The sequence below is a fragment of the Paracoccus sp. DMF-8 genome (assembly GCF_029309835.1).
Taxonomy (GTDB): domain Bacteria; phylum Pseudomonadota; class Alphaproteobacteria; order Rhodobacterales; family Rhodobacteraceae; genus Paracoccus.
The window spans coordinates 345,737-360,824 of sequence record NZ_JARJHL010000014.1; the positions used below are offsets into that span (position 1 = coordinate 345,737).

Genomic DNA, 15,088 nt, shown 5'->3' on the forward strand with positions numbered 1-15,088 from the left:
GTCACCACCCCACATTCAGAAAGCGTTTGTGAATTTCGCGAACCCGGCGCACATCGTCGGCGCAGTATTCCGCGATGATGTGATGGTCGCCGCGCTTCCACGCTTCCGCCACCATCGAGCCGTCGAAGCCCGCCTTGCCGGGGATGCCGAGCGCAAAGCACAGCTTGTCCAGGCTGATCGTGTCGCGGCTGCCAGCGGCCATAACCATTGTGTCAGCGATTTTGTCGCTCCACGGTTTCGGGTCACGGGGCCATGCAACGGCGGGCGGAAGGGCAACACCAAGCGCGATTGCGCGCCGGGTCAGGAATGGCACGTCGAACCCGGCTGCGTGGTGCCCGACGATCACGGGGCGGTCGTAGATGCTGAACCGCCTGAAGAACGTGCGCAGGATATCCGCCTCGGACCATTCCACAGCGGTCAACGTGATCGGGTCGTTGTCGTTGACTGCGAAGCCGATGCAGCAGATGGACCCAAGCCAGCCGTCGAAGCTGCTGGAGGCTACCGCCTTGGTCGCCGCCTCTGCCTTTGCGGCCTCGATCTTCGACGGGTCTTTGATGTTCGCCGGGGCTTTTGCCGAGCGGGTCAGGTAATCAATCGTGGCATCGGCCTGCGCAGGCAGCGTTTCGATGTCGAGGTAAATGTAATCGGTCATTCTGCTGCGATCCTGTATTCTGCAAGCTGCGGCGACCGCCATTCACGGGCGCGGCGGGTGTTCAGGTAGATCCGCACGACGCGGCGGCGGGTGAATTCGGTGCCGACAGGCAGGCTCTTTGCGCGGCACTCGGCCAGATCGGCGCGCGCCTCAGCCAGTTCTTCGTCCCACTGCCACGCCAAGGACTCCAAGGCGCTGATGTGGCCGTCGAGGTGAAGGCGGTGATACGGCTTCATTTCACGATCCTTTCGGTGATTGGTGCCTGCCGGGCAGGAGGAAGGATGCCCGGCAGGCGTCCCGCGCGAGGGATTGGCGCGCGGTATCAGGATTTCAGTTTCGCGGGGCGGAAGTGCAGCGCCTGGCGCTCGGGCACCTGCACATCCTCGCCCGTCTGCGGGTTGCGGGCGGTGCGGGCCGGGCGGGTTTTCTCGCGGAACAGCCCGAAGCCGGGAAGCTTCACCGCGCCGCCGTTGCGCGTCGTGGCGTTGATGGCGGCGATGATGCCGTCCAGCGCCTCGCGCGCCTGCGCCTTGGTCAGCGCGGTCTTGCCCGCGACAGCTTCGATCAGGGCGGATTTGTTCATGTCGGTCATTTTTGTCTCCTTGCGCGCATCAAGCGCCGGGGATGCCGGGGGCCGCCCGGCGCGGTGTCTCATTCGGCGGCCATGTCCATGCGGTAATCCGCATAGGCGTTGGCATCATCCATGACGGCGGTGGCGATCCATTCCTCGTAGGCCCGCTGTTCTTCGGCCTTGATGGCGGTTTCCCCGGCAATGCTGACCGCAACGGCGCGGGAATAGCGGGACTTTCCCCACCACATCAGGGTCACGCTGTGGACGTGATCGACCGAGCGCAGGTTTCGGGAGTTGCGGCGCGACCAGACAGCGTCGACCACGTATTCCGCGTCCACGCCGTCAATCAGCACGTCGTCGGTGTCGATGGTCAGGCTTCCACGGTGGTAGTCCATCATTTCCCCTCCAGCAGCAGGGCGAGGTTGTGGGCGTAGGTTTTCAGCGTGACGCGGATGTCCTGACTGGCCCCCTCGTCCTTGGCGATATCCAAGGCGGCGTTGGTCTGGACCAGCAGGTCCGAGAGGGCGATGCGCATGGCTGTGGTCATCACAGCCCCCAGACAAAGCGGGCGACGGCGCGCAGGCCGTGGATCGCGAGGGGCAGGGCGTAGGCCCATGCGGCAAACACGCCGATAGCCATAGCGCCCCACACCAGCACGGACGGCCAGTGCAGCGCATCCATATTGCCGTTGCGGAAGTCATGCGCTTCTTCGTGGCTGACCGGGCGGCCTTCGCGGCGGATCGCGCGTTGCAGGGCCGTGGCCTCGTTCTGGTCGGTCCAGTCGGGGCTGCGCATCATGCGGTCAATGGCGTCGTCCACGACAGAGGACAGGTGCAGGCCGGGCTGGCGCACGATGGCGCGGGCGGTGTCGAGGGTGAGTGTCATTTGGTGACCTCGCGGTATGCGGTGATTGCTTCACGCAGGGCGCTGATCGGGTCAGCGCCTTCCGGCCAGTCGTTCCCCCACTCCAGTTGCGCCGAATCCGCGAGCCGTTCCGCAGCCTGAACCACATCCGCAGCAGCGATCAGTTTGCGGGTTAGAAATTCTGCGTTCTCTAGGATCCTCGCCGCCATGGCGGACCTATCCAAAGAAGATAGCAGTTCGTCTGCGGTGATCATTTCACACCCCCGTTCATCATCATGTCTGCGATAACGGGGTCGATCTCGATGCCATCAATCCGGCTGGACCAAGGGGCTGCGGGCGTGGTCGGGGCGCTGGCGAAAATGCCGAACACCTCAAGCGCCTGACCCTCGTTCAGTCGATCCCATGCCGACAGAGCGGCGGGCTGCTGGTGAATGGCGGTCATTGGGCGTCACCGATCAAGGCCGCAGCCTTGCCGACGTCAATCGCATTCACTGCCGCAACGAATTCGCGAACATTTCGCTCGGCGTTGGCAGCGATTTCCTCGGCGCAGAGGTCGATCATGCGACGGGTAGCATCGTCCGACAGGACGCATTCGACAGTGCTGTTCTCGTTGCTCAGTTTCACAACGGCGCGAAGCTTGTTGTTGGGACCCACGGCTTGCCATGAGTTCTGCGGTGCAATGGTAAGGCTGGTGAGTTTCATCTGTTTCATCCCTTTGTTGTCCCGAGCCTCACCCTCGTTGCATCTCGCGGTCAGGGGTCGTCGTCGGGTATGGGATGAATGTAAGGGGTAAACTTACCCCATGTCAACAAGAAAGAGTAAAATAACCCCTTAAGCTTTCCCACCCGCCTCCCCCGTGCTATGCTGCGGGGGCCGGGACTCGATGAACGGCGTGAATTTGGGGGTGTGATTCGGGGTATGGAAGGGGAGGCGTGAACCTCCCCTTGGCTTTCAGAACAGCTTTTCAGCTATGACGATAAGCCCGGCCAGAATGGTGATGATCGCAGCGAGTGCGACCAGCAGCCGTTCAGCCACCTTCAATCGGTTGTGCATTGGGAGTTTCCAAAGCATTGCCCGACCGGTCGGGCATGGTTGAAGCCATACCCAGTATTTATATCCCGCCCGACGCGGCGGCCTGGCCTAGGTGAGCGCTCACCGACAGCCCGGCGACAGAACGAGGCTTATGAGGCCCTTTCGTTACGTTCTGCCTTAGCAGCCCGAGCGGGGCCACATAGGGGAGCCACCCCCTGACCGCATCCGACGTGCCCGAGTCGCGGGTTTCATAGGCGGGTGAGGGATTGTGCCGCACCATTCGCGCAGGAGTCGAGTCCCGGCGCATGAAGAAGCCCCGCCGGAGCGGGGCTTGGGTTATTCGTCTTTTGAGTACCTCGCGAACACTTTTTCAAGCAAGACCTTAACCCTGTCCACGCCTAGCCAGTCAGCTATCCCGATCAGCAAAACCAGTTCCAAGAGGAAGAGCGGGACCAGCGCCCAAGACGATTCAATGCTGTTGAGTAGGGGCACATTCCCCACAATCACAAGCGCGAGAATCCAGTAGAACCTCTCCTCTTTCCGCGCGTCTCTCTCGTTTTGAAGATCGGCTTCAAGCTGGGCTGCACTTCGGTCAAGAGCCGTTGGAGCCAAGCCGTCGCGACCCCCGTCAAGCTGCGGCGGGAGCCACTCGGGCTTGGTATTCTCTGACAATATCTTCCTCTGGAATTACCGTATTGCGAATGCCTTTTGTGTAGTTTTTGGCCCAAGCCCCGTTGTTCCAGTGTGTATTCTGGACTAGCTGTCCGGGCGTCAGGTGAAGAAGGTTGTCGCAGGCCTCGGATAGCACATCAAAGGCAGATGGCCCGAGGTTCTCGGAGGACCAGAACACGTTGGGTATCGGCTTTGATCCGAACGCCTTCACCTTCTGGTACAACTGAGGGTGAACAGGGCCATAGTCCCAAGCCTCGAATGCGCCAGGGACTAGCGGACCATTGCCTCGGCCCAAGTGGACCATGTGGGCAAGGTAGAGTATTTTCTGAAGTTTTAGCTGCGTGACAGTCCAGCCGGACCTTTGGCAAATGAACTGTGCAGCAGCGTTCACAGAAACCGTCATAGCTTCACCAAATTCTGCCGCGATTAGCCTATATATCGCAAGCCTGAACGCTCAGGTCAAGGTTGCGACTTCACCCCTTCCCCATCCCCTCGACCCTCTCCGCCCACTCATCCATCGCCCCGGCGCACCACGCCCGCAGCCTCTCTCAGCACCGCCGCAACCGCCGGATGGGCGCGTTGGGCCTGCGCCTCATAGGTTGCCATGGCTTGCGCCCGCCCCTCGGGCGTGTTCAGCAATTCGGCCGGAACCTCGATCAGCAATTCCAGCAGGAATTTGCGCAGGGCAGTCGCATCGTCCATTGATGGATCGTAGGTCATCCCATTGTCCTTTCAGCCAACAATCCGCCTCGATTCGCCCGCCATTATATCGCGGTCAACCGCAGCCCCTAGACGCTACCCGCGCGACACCGAAATCGCCCCTGTCAACTATCTTTCCCGTCAGTAGACACGGCGGCGGACTCTTGCCTAAGGTGTTCTTGGATTGTTCTTATGAGTCGGGGGCGGGATGAGGGATTGTGATTGGATCGAGAAAGTCTTCATGCGCCTTAGCAACGAGTCGCGTCGGCAGGTTATTTCTTTTGCTTCTCAGCTTCTTCGGTCTGGAAAAGTGCCAGAGAAAAAGCCCGAACCTGATCGCGATGGGCCTTCTCAAGGTTCCTCATGATGTCCGAAACCTTGGCAACATCTTCGGCAATCTCAGCCGCTTCCTCTTCGCTCAGTTTCCGCACTCGTCCAGCAAGAAAATCCTTAAGAGACGCGCCAAAGAACTCCGCGACCTTGGCCGCGAACTCGGCGTTGGGCATCTCGGACTTTCCTTGGTTGATGTTCTTGAGAATGTCATAGGAAACACCCGCACTTGTCGCAATCTCGCGAAGAGATTTTCCCCGCCCAGTGACGGTTCTGGCGTGGCTAAGTGCTTCTCTGAACGTCATTTCCATGGGGCAAATATACCCCATTGGATTGGTGTGATGAATGGAGTAAAATTGCTCTTGCTGATTGGGGTAATAATACCCCATAATGCGCGGCATGGAACAGCTTATCTCAGACATTGAAGCCTATTGCCAGCGCACGGGGATCGCCCCCCAAAAGCTTCTTCGGGACGCGATCAACGCCCAGTGGGGCCAGTGGCAAAAGTGGAAAACCGGCGAATCCAGCCCCACGATGAAGGTCGCGGATAGAGTCCGGGGCTACATGAGCAAGGATGACGTGGCACATGATTTGCCATGTGGGGAGATATCCCCCACGCATCAACCTGACCAAAACGTCAAGCGGTCGCGGGTGGTGCAGCGATGACACGCCCCCCGCACATCAACATCGAGACGGCGCGCGGCCTGCTGGCGGGCCTTGGTGTCGAGGACATCGCCGTTCGCGGCGGCTTCACCGTCGCTGAGGTTCGCGCGCTGGTCGAGCGACTGCGCAGCACCGGCGTGCTGAAATCCATCATCCGGCAGGCGAGAGCGAAATGACCAAGATCGACCGCCTGCGCGCAGACCGCGACAGCATCATGGCCCGGTTGGCCCTGTGCCAGCCCCACAGCCGCAATCACACCGTCCTGACCGAGCGCCTGCGCCGCGTCACGCTGGATCTGATGCGCGCAGAAATCCGGGGGCGCAAATGAAGCCCGCGACCGCCGAGGAAAAGCGCGCCGTCTGGAACGTGGTGCAGCGCAATCAGATGATGTTCGGAGAGATTGCCGAGGCATCCGGCGTCCCGTTCGACCGCGTGTTGCAGGTCTGGGCAGAGGGTTTCAAGGCCGGGCGCCTGATGATCCGCGACGACCTGCCGGGCTTTCGCTATGTGGGGGTCGTCGCATGAAATCCGTCACCCTGCCGTGGCCCCCATCGGCCTTGTCCCCCAACGCCCGCGTCCATTGGGCAGCCAAGGCTCGCATCGCCGCCAAGGTGCGCAAGGACGCCTGCTATCTGTGCCAAGGCGCATGCGTCCGCGCGCTGCCGTGGGACCGGATGCACGTCGCTATCGAATTCCAGCCCGCCAGCGCGCGCCGCTACGATTTGGACAATGCCGTAGCACGCTGCAAGAGCCTGCTGGACGGCCTGTCTGATGCGACCGGCATCGACGACAGCCGGTGGACGCTGGCCCTGTCACGCGGCCCTGTAGTTAAGGGCGGCGCCGTCATCATCACCGTATCGGAGGCGCAATGAACGCCCTGACTGAAATCCCGCCAGAGGATCGGCCAGCCGGTCCCGGTGAAAACTGGCGCAGCATTGGCGACCTTGCCCTTGCCGCCGTCAAAGAAAACGCCCGGCAGCGCAGCAACGCTCCGGGCAATGACCGCCAACAACAAAAGGAAAATGGCGATGACCAATCATATTGACGATAGCGTTCTAGCGCAATGGTTTTCGTCTTCAGCAGAGTTCAGCGCGCCGCTGGACACCGAAATGAAGACAGAATTTTACCTGCGCAGCGCCATCGAAAAGATCAAGCCAAGCAACATTTACGCATTGGCGAAGCTGTCAAACGACCAGGACCATTTTGCTGATCTTATGGCCCAAGCCTTACTCGCCAGTGTCATGCCGAGCGAGGCCGAGGAAATCGCCTCGTGCGTGGTGGATAGCTTCGACCTGAACAATCAAGCGGAGAAGGCGGACGCGGCGTGGCTCCTGATGCTTCTGATCGCCGCTCAATCGGCTTGCCCGGACACGGAGTGGTCGGAGGCAAGATCCGTCTGCAAGCGGGTGCTTGACGCCACCACGCCCACGAAAACGGACCTCTTGTCGGCGCTTCTTGGGGATCTTCGGACGCAGCCTGTTTTCATGGCTGAAATTGACAAAGAGAGGGGCGCGGCATGAGCGGTTGGTTTTCTGTCAAACACGGTATTCGCAAGCACCCGATTTTCAAAGGACGGCCTGACCGGCTTGGCGCATGGATCGCCATGCTGGACGAGGCCGCATGGGCTGACACGCGGCAGAACATCGGCGGGGAAATCATCACCGTCGCGCGCGGGGAGTTGTGCGCCTCGCAAGCCATGCTGGAAGAAATCACCGGCATGACCAGAAAGCAGCTTCGGGGTTTCTTGGACCTGCTGAAAGCAGAGGGCGCCATTCGGACAAGGCCGGGCCAAAAAGGGGCCAAGAGCAGGGCCATAATAACCTTCTGTAATTACGACAAATATCAAGAGGTCGGGGCCAAAGAAGGGCCAAAAGAGGGCCAAGAAAGGGCCAAAGAAGGGCCAACAAAAGAACAAGATAAACAAATAAACAATATTCCGACTTCGTCGGGCGGCGCTGATGCGCAGCCGGTTGACGCTGCGGGGGTGATTTTTTCCAGCGGTCTGAAGCTGCTGATGGCGTCTGGAAAGTCGTCAGGAGCGTCACGGGGCATTCTCGGGAAGTGGCGCAGGGATCACGGGGACGAGGCGGTTGTTGCTGCCTTGGGGCGTGCACAGCGTGAGGGGGCGATTGACCCGGTGGCGTTTGTCGAAGGGTGTTTCAGGTTCCAAAAAAGGGCCGCTCCGAAGTGGGAAAAGGGCGACATCCGCACGCTTAGCCCGACCAAGGTCCAGATGTTCTGGGATGGTCATTGGGAAAACACCAGCGACTACAGCGCCGACGAGGCCGAGCGTCACCCGCGCTTTGTCGGGAGGGCGCCCGCCTATGCCGAGGCTTGACGTGGATCAGTTCGTAGAGCGGGCGGCAATCTGCGAGTTCGACGGCGGAATGAGCCGTTTCGACGCAGAGACGGCGGCGGCGCAGGAACAGGGGCTTGCCCGCTGGCAGGCGCTGCAAATCATCAAGGGGCAAGCGGATGCGAACGGAAGCGGACATCCTTCGAGAGGCGGGGATACCGACCCCGAGGTGGCACGGCAACGAGGCGCGAACGATCTGCCCGGCGTGCAGCAGCACCCGGCGCAAAAAGACCGATCCGTGTCTCAGCATTTCGCGCAAGCCGGATGGTCTGGTGTGGTTTTGCTGGCATTGCTCGTTCAAGGGTGGGGGATCGTATGACGACCGCAGATCCGATCCGCTACCTGACCGAGGACCGCAAGCTGGACGCCGCGCTTTTGGTGGCAATGGGCGTTCAGGCGGTCGATCACCCGCAACTCGGTCGCGCTGCCGCGCTGCCCTATCGTAGGGATGGCAAGACCTACGCTTGCAAATTCCGCGCGGCAGATCGCAAGGAATGGCGATCCAGTCAGGGTGTTTCCCGGTCCCTGTTCAACGAGGATTGCTTGCGCAGCGGCACCGGCCCGGTGGTCCTCACCGAGGGCGAAATTGATGCCCTGTCGATCATTCAGGCGGGATACAGCCGGGCGGTAAGCCTGCCTGATGGCTGGACCGAGGAAGGCGGCAAGCGGCAAGTCCTGATCGACGCAGAGGCCGCATTTCGGGCCGCGCCCTATGTGATCGTGGCAGGGGATGCGGATGAGGTGGGGGCCAGCCTGCCCCGCACCGTCGCCAATATCCTGATCGGCCATGACGTGCGTTTCGTGACGTGGCCAGATGGCTGCAAGGATGCAAATGATGTTCTGGTCAACTTCGGGGAAGGTGAGATTGCCCGATGCCTGACCGAGGCCCGGCGCATCGACCCCGAGGGCGGATTCATTACGTCGATTTCCGATCTGCCGCCCATGCCAACCCGGCGCGTCCTGCGCTTGGGGATGCAGCCCTACGATGGCAAGGTTGCGTTCGAGGTCGGCACCATGTCCGTTGGCACTGGAACCCCGGGTTCGGGCAAATCGACCTTCACGACCTTCATGGCGCATCACATCGCGCAGCATGAGCAAATCCGTGTCGGCATCATGGGGTTCGAAACCCATCCTTACCGGACACGCGACCAGCTTGCGCGACTCTATGGCAAGCTGCCGTTCGACCAAATGTCAGGTCAGCGCCGGGCGGATTTCCTGACCTATGCCGACGAGCATTTCCGCATCGTCCACAGGACATTCGACGGTGACGAACGGCACAACCTGAAATGGCTTCGCGAAATGGTCTATACGCTGGCCGTCCGCGATGAGTGCAAACTGATCATCATCGACCCGTGGAACGAACTTGAGCACCTGCCCGAGCCGGGCGAGTCGATGACCAGCTACATCAACTTCGCCCTGCAACAGATCCGGCAATGGGCGCAGCAGTTTGACACGCATATTTGCCTGATCGCACACCCCCGGAAGATGCCTTCCGACGGCGGTCAGATGCGTTGCCCGACCGGCTACGACATTGCCGACAGCGCCGCGTTTTTCAACAAGCCCGCGCTAGGCTTTTCGGTCCATCGCGAAACCGATGAAGACGCCGGGAAAGCCTGGGTCAAGGTCCAGACGTGGAAGGTTCGGGAAACGCAGCTTTACGGCTTCGAGACCGGGGCGATGCGCCTGACCTTCCACGGCGAGATGATGACCTATTCGCAATATCACGACGACAGCGCCTTTCAGCGCAGGAAGGAGACAGCATGACCCTCACCGCCCCCGCACACATCACCGGCTACATGCCCGGCGGCAGCGCCCCCCACGTCGTCCAGCGCGCGCATGACCGTCTGGCATGGATCGAGCAAGCCTTGGCCGCTGGCCACTCGACCGAGGCTATCGCTGCCGCTCTGGATATCCGCGTCCAGACCCTCAAGGATCTGATGCGCCGCGCCCGCCGTGAGGGCCTGCTTTCCAAGCCCGAGGTCGCGCCCCCTACGCCCGTTGCTGCCCCGCGTGGCATCAGCCTGCACCGCGCCCCGTGGGAGGTCGAGACCGGCCATGATCCGCGCCACGAGACGACGCCGCGCCTGCCGCCGATCAGATCGCCGCGCCGTCGCGTCTCGGTGAAATCCGTGATCGACGTCATTCGTGCAGAGGTGAACGCATGACGCATCCGCTCTACGTCCGCACCATCGACGCTACCAACACCGTGCACCCCTCGATCCGCGCAGCCGCCCGCGCCCATGGTGTCAGCCGCAGAACCGTGGCCTATCATCTCGACACCTATGGCGATCTGTCCCGCCTCGGACGCGGCAAGGCACGCCCCGGATGTCAGAACGCTTCAAAGGTCACCGTGATTTTCGGTCGCGAGTTCCCGTCGCGGGTTGCAGCTGCAAAGCACCTTGGCATCAGCATCAGCCAATTCAATCGCTGGACCCGTCCAGACGCCAGCGCCGCAATGCGCGATATGCTGATGGCTGCAATGATGCGCGCAGAGGCAGGGAGGGTGCAGGCATGAACCGATCTGAAATCTGCGCCGAGGCTGCACGCATCACCACGACAGACCGAAGCGCAACACACGGTCGCCCCGAAGATACATTTGGCATGATCGCCAGCGTTTGGAGCGCGCGCCTCGGCGTCAACCTGACCCCTGCGCAGGTCTGCATTTTGCTGGCTGACCTGAAAACCTGCCGGGCATGGGGCAACCCTGGGCACGCCGACAATTGGGTTGATCTGGCCGGATATGCCGCCTGTGGTGGCGAATTGGCAACGGAGGCGCAGGCATGACCATCCTCAAGAGCCGCGCCACCCTTCGCCGCATAGCCGAGGAAACGGCAGCGGAACACGGCATGACGTTTGATGAAATCACGTCGCCGTCACGTCGCCAGTTCATCGCACAGCCCCGGCAAGAGGCGATGCGCCGTCAGCGCGAGGCGGGTTTCAGCTATCCCGTGATCGGCTGGTTCTGGGACCGCGACCACACCACGGTCATGCACGGCGTCCGCGCCGCAGAGGCGAGGGCAGGGGCATGAGGGTTCTGGTAGCCTGCGAATATTCGGGCCGCGTCCGCGACGCATTCATTGCCCTCGGCCACGACGCTATCAGCGCCGATCTGCTGCCGTCCGAAACCCCCGGCCCGCATTACCAGGGCGATGTGCGCGACATGCTGCGCCAGCCGTGGGATCTGGTCATCGCGCATCCGCCCTGCACCCGGCTGTGCAACAGCGGTGTCCGCTGGCTCGCTGAACGCGACCTGTGGGAGGATATGCGAGAGGGCGCCGCGTTCTTCCTCGAGTGCCTGAACGCCAACGCCCCAATGGTCGCCGTCGAAAACCCTGTGATGCACCGATACGCCCGTGAAATCGTCGGTCGCGGCCCTGATTTCACGGTCCAGCCATGGCAGTTTGGAGATCCGGCGAAAAAACGGACATGCTTCTGGACGCGCGGCCTGCCGCCCCTGACGCCGACCAGTGACATGCAGGCGTCAGATGCGCGGGCAGATTGCCACCTCGCATCCCCCGGCCCGGATCGGTGGAAAGAGCGCAGTCGGACGTATCCCGGCATAGCCGCTGCTATGGCTGCGCAATGGGGCGGGCTGAAGATGGAGGCAGCCGCATGAGGCCCGATCACCCCGGACGCAAGAAGCGCCGCCAGATCGCGGCACGTCGCGCGGCCTATGTCCAAGCCAAACGGGCAGCGAGACGCAGGGACAAGCAGCAGGTGGCCCTAGATATGCGCAGAGAGGCCGTGGAAGGGGTGCAGGACGGGCGATGACGGGAAAAACGATACCGAGACACCGGGCAGAGCTTAGAGGCCGCTCACAGCGCAAAATACGAGGAGTTGGAATGACCATCATCGTCTACACGAAACCGAACTGCCCGCCCTGCAACATGGTCAAGCGGCTGCTGACCGCTGATGGCATCGCATTCGAGGAACGCAACGCAGCCGATCATCTGGACTATCTGGAAGGCATCGGCGCCCGTTCCGCCCCTGTCATCGTGGACGGGGATCACGTCATCCACGGGTTTGACCCCGATCAACTGCGGAGGCTGAACCAATGACAGCATCATTTGACTGGCAGCGCGCATTGCGCAAGGGCGAGGTCATGGCGGTGGAAAATGCGCGGGCCGACCAAAAGCTGGGGCCGGAGCATGTCATGTGGGAGCTGTTCCGTGAGGCGTGCCGGGTCAGCCGGTCGTATTCTGGACCGCCCCGGTTGGGATACCCCAGCAAGTCCAGCCTGCCGGAAGCGCCGTCAGAGCGCAGCGCATGGGCGCAGGCGATGGACTATCTGCGTGGAGAGATCGAAGAAATGCCGGATCAGGGCGTTGCGATGGTCAGGCCGTCCGCAGACGAGATCACGCGTTCAGAGCATGTCCTGTTCCTCTGGCATCAGTTCGCACTCAAGAGCAAGGGGAAGCGCCGCATGTTGCGCAAGGCGGTTTATTGCATGGGTTGCGGCCTATCATACCGGGTGATCCGCAGCCGCACCGGCATTTCCCGAGCATCGCTGTATAGGGCGAGAGACGAGGCAATGCGCGATATCTGGGAAGGCATCAAAGATATTGAGAAAATGCGCTAGACAAGTGAGACAATCTTGGTTAGATTTTCAGCATAATCGCAAGAATTGCGCCTTGGGTAACCTTGGCGCTTTTCTGATTCCGCTCTTTGGCGGATCATCTACCGGGGCGTTGGTGGAACGCTCCCCCCGGTCGAGCGCCTAGAGCGCCAGATGATCCTCCTGATCGCGGCAAGTGGTCATAGGCGGGGAGGCCACACCGCCAGCATAGCAAAACAATATGCCAAGCCGAGCGACGTAATGCGGCAGCACACCTTCGGGTAATGGTCGCGATCAACCGCTCTTTGGTGGCATATCCCCCGGTTAGACGGGTGAGCGGCTTGACTGCCGGATATGCCTCCTGAGCGCGGTCACACGCAGAGCGGTTGCGCAAGCCCCGCAATGGACCGGCCCGGACGCTGCGATAACGGGTCACGCTCAACAGTTCGGTGTAGCTCAGTGGTCAGAGCAGCGGCTTCCAAATCCGCGTGTCGGGGGTTCGACTCCCTCCACCGTTGCCACCCGCCCCGCCGTGCATCACGCATAGCGGGGCGTTTTCGATTTCGACGGCCTCGGCCAGAAATCAAGAGAACCCCATGACCAAGAAGAAACCCACCGGCAGGCCGCCGTTCGCATGGACGCGTGAGATTGAGGACGAGATCCTGACGCGCATCATGCGGGGGGAGAGCGTCGCCACGATCTGCGCCACGACACGCGATGACTGGCTTCCCTCGGAGGTGACGTTCTACAAGCATCTGTCGAGCGATGATGGCTTTGCACAGAGATACGCCCGCGCGCGAGAAGCACAGGCGCATCGTGAGTTCGACGAAATCCGCCAGATCGCAGAGAACGCGCAGCCTGAAACGGTGGCGGTTGCAAAGCTGCAGATCGACGCGCGCAAATGGCGGGCTGGCAAGCTGGCTCCGAAGGTCTACGGTGACAAGCTGGACATGAACGTCAGCAACCCGGACGGATCGCTCAAGCCGACCGTCATCCAGCTGGTGGCAGGCCCGGCCCGTGACGACGGCTAGGATCGAACTGCCGCCCAAGCTGGTGCCGGTCTTTCAGGGAGAGGCGCGATACCGCGGGGCTTACGGGGGCCGCGGATCAGGCAAGACCAGGACATTCGCCCTCATGTCTGCGGTCCATGGCTATCGCTGCGGAATGGCAGGCGAGGCGGGGCAGATCCTTTGCGCCCGTGAGCATCTCAACAGCCTGGACAGATCGTCGCTTGAAGAGGTCAAGGCGGCGATCCGGTCGGTCCCGTGGCTGGCGGATTATTACGAGGTCGGGGAGAAATTCATCCGATCCAAGGACGGGCGCATCCGCTATGTGTTTGCGGGCCTGCGCCACAACATCGACAGCCTGAAATCCAAGGCGCGGCTGCTGCTGTGCTGGGTGGATGAGGCCGAGGCGGTCAGTGAGATTGCATGGCGCAAGCTGGTGCCGACTGTCCGCGAGGAAGGATCGGAAATCTGGGTCACATGGAACCCGGAGCATAAGCACAGCGCCACGCATCGCCGGTTTCGCGAAAACCCGCCCGAGGATGCGAAGATCGTCCCGGTCCAGTGGTATGACAACCCGTGGTTCCCCTCGGTGCTTGACCGTGAGCGGTTGGAGGATCGGGAAAAGCGCCCGGACCAATACGCCCACATCTGGGAGGGCGATTTCGCCACCTCATTCGAGGGGGCTTATTACGCGCTGGCGCTGGCCGATGCCGAGCGTGATGAGCGCATCACTGACCTGCGGCCCGATCCTCTCATGGAAACGCGGGCCTATTGGGATATCGGCGGCACCGGCGCCCGGTCTGACGCTACCGCGATCTGGGTTGCGCAGTTCGTCGGGACCACGATCAAGGTGGTCGATTATTACGAGGCGGTCGGGCAGCCGCTGATTGCGCACGTCAACTGGCTCAAGGATCGCGGTTACAGCCGGGCGGTTTGCGTCCTGCCCCATGACGGCGGCAATGCTGAAAAGGTCTACGCCACGACATATCAGGGCGCACTGAACGACGCCGGGTTTTCAACCATCGTGGTCAAGAACCAAGGGGCAGGGGCAGCCATGCAGAGGGTCGAGGCGGGGCGGCGCTGCTTCGGCTCGATCTGGTTCGATCGCGTGCGGACCGAGGCAGGCCGCGACGCGCTGGCGCATTACCATGAGAAGCGCGACGACAAGCGCAACATCGGCTTTGGGCCGGAACACGACTGGTCCAGCCACGCGGCGGATGCTTTCGGGCTGATGTGTCTGGCGTTCCTGAACAACACGACGAAATCCGACTGGTCCAAGCCCCTCAAGCGAGGGTTGGGGAGCATTGCATGAACTATCCCGAACTCACCACGGCCATCGCGGATTTCCTGAACCGCGACGACTTGACGGCGCAGATCCCGACGTTCATCCGGCTGGCCGAGGCGCGGCTTGACCGTGACGTGGACCATTGGGCAGGCGAAAAGCGCGTCACCCTGACCGGCGGCGGTGTCCGTGACCTGCCTGCGGATTACATCGCGGCAACGCGCGTCTGGTGCGGCGGTCCGGTTGTTCTGACGACGCAGGACGATTTGCAGGTCAAGCGCGACAGTTATCCCGGCGCGACGGGCAAGGCCAGTTTCTGGGCGGTCGTCGGCGGTCAGGCGGAGTTTTTCCCGGACACGACCGACGATGTGGACATGGCTTACCGGGCCGCCATCCCCCGCTGAC

Annotated in this window: 32 protein-coding genes; 20 read left to right on the plus strand and 12 right to left on the minus strand. The window is 61.8% G+C overall.

Annotation, left to right across the window (positions count from 1 at the left end):
- Window position 1: 1 nt before the first annotated feature.
- From PE067_RS16025 to PE067_RS16080, 12 genes are all read right to left on the minus strand, one after another.
- Window positions 2–694, minus strand: coding sequence for a ribonuclease H-like domain-containing protein (locus PE067_RS16025; protein ID WP_276190696.1), 693 nt, complete (start codon window positions 692–694; stop codon window positions 2–4).
- Window positions 649–888, minus strand: a complete 240-nt coding sequence (locus PE067_RS16030; protein WP_276190697.1) for a hypothetical protein — start codon at window positions 886–888, stop codon at window positions 649–651. Before PE067_RS16030 ends, PE067_RS16025 begins: the two co-directional genes overlap by 46 nt.
- Window positions 889–974: 86 nt before the next feature.
- A complete protein-coding gene (locus PE067_RS16035; RefSeq protein ID WP_276190698.1) occupies window positions 975–1,244 on the minus strand; it encodes an HU family DNA-binding protein in 270 nt (89 codons plus the stop codon).
- Window positions 1,245–1,303: 59 nt separating this feature from the next.
- Window positions 1,304–1,618, minus strand: a complete 315-nt coding sequence (locus PE067_RS16040; protein ID WP_276190699.1) for a hypothetical protein — start codon at window positions 1,616–1,618, stop codon at window positions 1,304–1,306.
- A complete protein-coding gene (locus PE067_RS16045) occupies window positions 1,618–1,770 on the minus strand; it encodes a hypothetical protein (RefSeq protein WP_276190700.1) in 153 nt (50 codons plus the stop codon). The genes PE067_RS16040 and PE067_RS16045 overlap by 1 nt, the downstream gene beginning before the upstream one ends.
- Entirely contained in the window at window positions 1,770–2,108 is a 339-nt protein-coding gene (locus PE067_RS16050; RefSeq protein WP_276190701.1) for a hypothetical protein, read from the minus strand. The genes PE067_RS16045 and PE067_RS16050 overlap by 1 nt, the downstream gene beginning before the upstream one ends.
- Window positions 2,105–2,341 (minus strand): hypothetical protein, encoded by a 237-nt coding sequence (locus tag PE067_RS16055; RefSeq protein ID WP_276190702.1) that lies wholly within the window; start codon window positions 2,339–2,341, stop codon window positions 2,105–2,107. The genes PE067_RS16050 and PE067_RS16055 overlap by 4 nt, the downstream gene beginning before the upstream one ends.
- The gene (locus PE067_RS16060; protein WP_276190703.1) at window positions 2,338–2,529 is read right to left on the minus strand and encodes a hypothetical protein; all 192 of its coding nucleotides are present in this window, start codon (window positions 2,527–2,529) and stop codon (window positions 2,338–2,340) included. The genes PE067_RS16055 and PE067_RS16060 overlap by 4 nt, the downstream gene beginning before the upstream one ends.
- Window positions 2,526–2,789 carry a hypothetical protein gene (locus PE067_RS16065; RefSeq protein WP_276190704.1) on the minus strand — a complete coding sequence of 88 codons (264 nt, stop codon included), beginning with the start codon at window positions 2,787–2,789 and terminating at the stop codon, window positions 2,526–2,528. The genes PE067_RS16060 and PE067_RS16065 overlap by 4 nt, the downstream gene beginning before the upstream one ends.
- Window positions 2,790–3,455: 666 nt before the next feature.
- Complete coding sequence (locus tag PE067_RS16070; protein ID WP_276189088.1) at window positions 3,456–3,791, minus strand: hypothetical protein; 336 nt, start codon at window positions 3,789–3,791, stop codon at window positions 3,456–3,458.
- Window positions 3,792–4,301: 510 nt separating this feature from the next.
- Window positions 4,302–4,511 (minus strand): hypothetical protein, encoded by a 210-nt coding sequence (locus PE067_RS16075; RefSeq protein ID WP_276189089.1) that lies wholly within the window; start codon window positions 4,509–4,511, stop codon window positions 4,302–4,304.
- 251 nt (window positions 4,512–4,762) lie between these two features.
- Window positions 4,763–5,221, minus strand: coding sequence for a helix-turn-helix transcriptional regulator (locus PE067_RS16080; protein WP_276190705.1), 459 nt, complete (start codon window positions 5,219–5,221; stop codon window positions 4,763–4,765).
- On the opposite strand from PE067_RS16080, the gene PE067_RS16085 reads away from it, so the two are divergent.
- The 20 genes from PE067_RS16085 (at window position 5,220) to PE067_RS16180 (ending at window position 15,087) form a co-directional block, all read left to right on the plus strand.
- Window positions 5,220–5,486 carry a hypothetical protein gene (locus PE067_RS16085; protein ID WP_276190706.1) on the plus strand — a complete coding sequence of 89 codons (267 nt, stop codon included), beginning with the start codon at window positions 5,220–5,222 and terminating at the stop codon, window positions 5,484–5,486. The two genes, PE067_RS16080 and PE067_RS16085, sit on opposite strands and share 2 nt — an antisense overlap.
- Complete coding sequence (locus PE067_RS16090) at window positions 5,483–5,659, plus strand: hypothetical protein (RefSeq protein ID WP_276190707.1); 177 nt, start codon at window positions 5,483–5,485, stop codon at window positions 5,657–5,659. Before PE067_RS16085 ends, PE067_RS16090 begins: the two co-directional genes overlap by 4 nt.
- Complete coding sequence (locus tag PE067_RS16095; protein WP_276190708.1) at window positions 5,656–5,811, plus strand: hypothetical protein; 156 nt, start codon at window positions 5,656–5,658, stop codon at window positions 5,809–5,811. The genes PE067_RS16090 and PE067_RS16095 overlap by 4 nt, the downstream gene beginning before the upstream one ends.
- Window positions 5,808–6,008, plus strand: coding sequence for a hypothetical protein (locus PE067_RS16100; protein ID WP_276190709.1), 201 nt, complete (start codon window positions 5,808–5,810; stop codon window positions 6,006–6,008). The genes PE067_RS16095 and PE067_RS16100 overlap by 4 nt, the downstream gene beginning before the upstream one ends.
- Window positions 6,005–6,355, plus strand: a complete 351-nt coding sequence (locus PE067_RS16105; RefSeq protein WP_276190710.1) for a hypothetical protein — start codon at window positions 6,005–6,007, stop codon at window positions 6,353–6,355. Before PE067_RS16100 ends, PE067_RS16105 begins: the two co-directional genes overlap by 4 nt.
- Entirely contained in the window at window positions 6,352–6,528 is a 177-nt protein-coding gene (locus PE067_RS16110; RefSeq protein WP_276190711.1) for a hypothetical protein, read from the plus strand. The genes PE067_RS16105 and PE067_RS16110 overlap by 4 nt, the downstream gene beginning before the upstream one ends.
- On the plus strand, window positions 6,512–7,003 hold the full coding sequence (locus PE067_RS16115) for a hypothetical protein (RefSeq protein WP_276190712.1): 492 nt from the start codon (window positions 6,512–6,514) through the stop codon (window positions 7,001–7,003). Before PE067_RS16110 ends, PE067_RS16115 begins: the two co-directional genes overlap by 17 nt.
- Window positions 7,000–7,821 carry a hypothetical protein gene (locus PE067_RS16120; protein WP_276190713.1) on the plus strand — a complete coding sequence of 274 codons (822 nt, stop codon included), beginning with the start codon at window positions 7,000–7,002 and terminating at the stop codon, window positions 7,819–7,821. Before PE067_RS16115 ends, PE067_RS16120 begins: the two co-directional genes overlap by 4 nt.
- The gene (locus PE067_RS16125; protein ID WP_276190714.1) at window positions 7,808–8,158 is read left to right on the plus strand and encodes a hypothetical protein; all 351 of its coding nucleotides are present in this window, start codon (window positions 7,808–7,810) and stop codon (window positions 8,156–8,158) included. The genes PE067_RS16120 and PE067_RS16125 overlap by 14 nt, the downstream gene beginning before the upstream one ends.
- Window positions 8,155–9,603 (plus strand): AAA family ATPase, encoded by a 1,449-nt coding sequence (locus PE067_RS16130; protein WP_276190715.1) that lies wholly within the window; start codon window positions 8,155–8,157, stop codon window positions 9,601–9,603. The genes PE067_RS16125 and PE067_RS16130 overlap by 4 nt, the downstream gene beginning before the upstream one ends.
- The gene (locus PE067_RS16135) at window positions 9,600–10,004 is read left to right on the plus strand and encodes a helix-turn-helix domain-containing protein (RefSeq protein ID WP_276190716.1); all 405 of its coding nucleotides are present in this window, start codon (window positions 9,600–9,602) and stop codon (window positions 10,002–10,004) included. The genes PE067_RS16130 and PE067_RS16135 overlap by 4 nt, the downstream gene beginning before the upstream one ends.
- On the plus strand, window positions 10,001–10,354 hold the full coding sequence (locus PE067_RS16140) for an NUMOD1 domain-containing DNA-binding protein (protein ID WP_276190717.1): 354 nt from the start codon (window positions 10,001–10,003) through the stop codon (window positions 10,352–10,354). The genes PE067_RS16135 and PE067_RS16140 overlap by 4 nt, the downstream gene beginning before the upstream one ends.
- Window positions 10,351–10,623 carry a DUF6378 domain-containing protein gene (locus tag PE067_RS16145; protein WP_276190718.1) on the plus strand — a complete coding sequence of 91 codons (273 nt, stop codon included), beginning with the start codon at window positions 10,351–10,353 and terminating at the stop codon, window positions 10,621–10,623. The genes PE067_RS16140 and PE067_RS16145 overlap by 4 nt, the downstream gene beginning before the upstream one ends.
- Window positions 10,620–10,868, plus strand: a complete 249-nt coding sequence (locus tag PE067_RS16150; protein WP_276190719.1) for a helix-turn-helix domain-containing protein — start codon at window positions 10,620–10,622, stop codon at window positions 10,866–10,868. Before PE067_RS16145 ends, PE067_RS16150 begins: the two co-directional genes overlap by 4 nt.
- On the plus strand, window positions 10,865–11,455 hold the full coding sequence (locus PE067_RS16155) for a hypothetical protein (protein WP_276190720.1): 591 nt from the start codon (window positions 10,865–10,867) through the stop codon (window positions 11,453–11,455). The genes PE067_RS16150 and PE067_RS16155 overlap by 4 nt, the downstream gene beginning before the upstream one ends.
- Before the next feature lie 226 nt (window positions 11,456–11,681).
- Window positions 11,682–11,897 (plus strand): glutaredoxin family protein, encoded by a 216-nt coding sequence (locus tag PE067_RS16160; protein ID WP_276190721.1) that lies wholly within the window; start codon window positions 11,682–11,684, stop codon window positions 11,895–11,897.
- Window positions 11,894–12,418 (plus strand): hypothetical protein, encoded by a 525-nt coding sequence (locus tag PE067_RS16165; RefSeq protein ID WP_276190722.1) that lies wholly within the window; start codon window positions 11,894–11,896, stop codon window positions 12,416–12,418. The genes PE067_RS16160 and PE067_RS16165 overlap by 4 nt, the downstream gene beginning before the upstream one ends.
- 572 nt (window positions 12,419–12,990) lie before the next feature.
- Window positions 12,991–13,425, plus strand: coding sequence for a hypothetical protein (locus PE067_RS16170; RefSeq protein ID WP_276190723.1), 435 nt, complete (start codon window positions 12,991–12,993; stop codon window positions 13,423–13,425).
- On the plus strand, window positions 13,412–14,713 hold the full coding sequence (locus PE067_RS16175; protein ID WP_276190724.1) for a phage terminase large subunit: 1,302 nt from the start codon (window positions 13,412–13,414) through the stop codon (window positions 14,711–14,713). Before PE067_RS16170 ends, PE067_RS16175 begins: the two co-directional genes overlap by 14 nt.
- A complete protein-coding gene (locus PE067_RS16180) occupies window positions 14,710–15,087 on the plus strand; it encodes a hypothetical protein (protein WP_276190725.1) in 378 nt (125 codons plus the stop codon). Before PE067_RS16175 ends, PE067_RS16180 begins: the two co-directional genes overlap by 4 nt.
- The last annotated feature ends 1 nt before the right edge of the window (window position 15,088 follow it).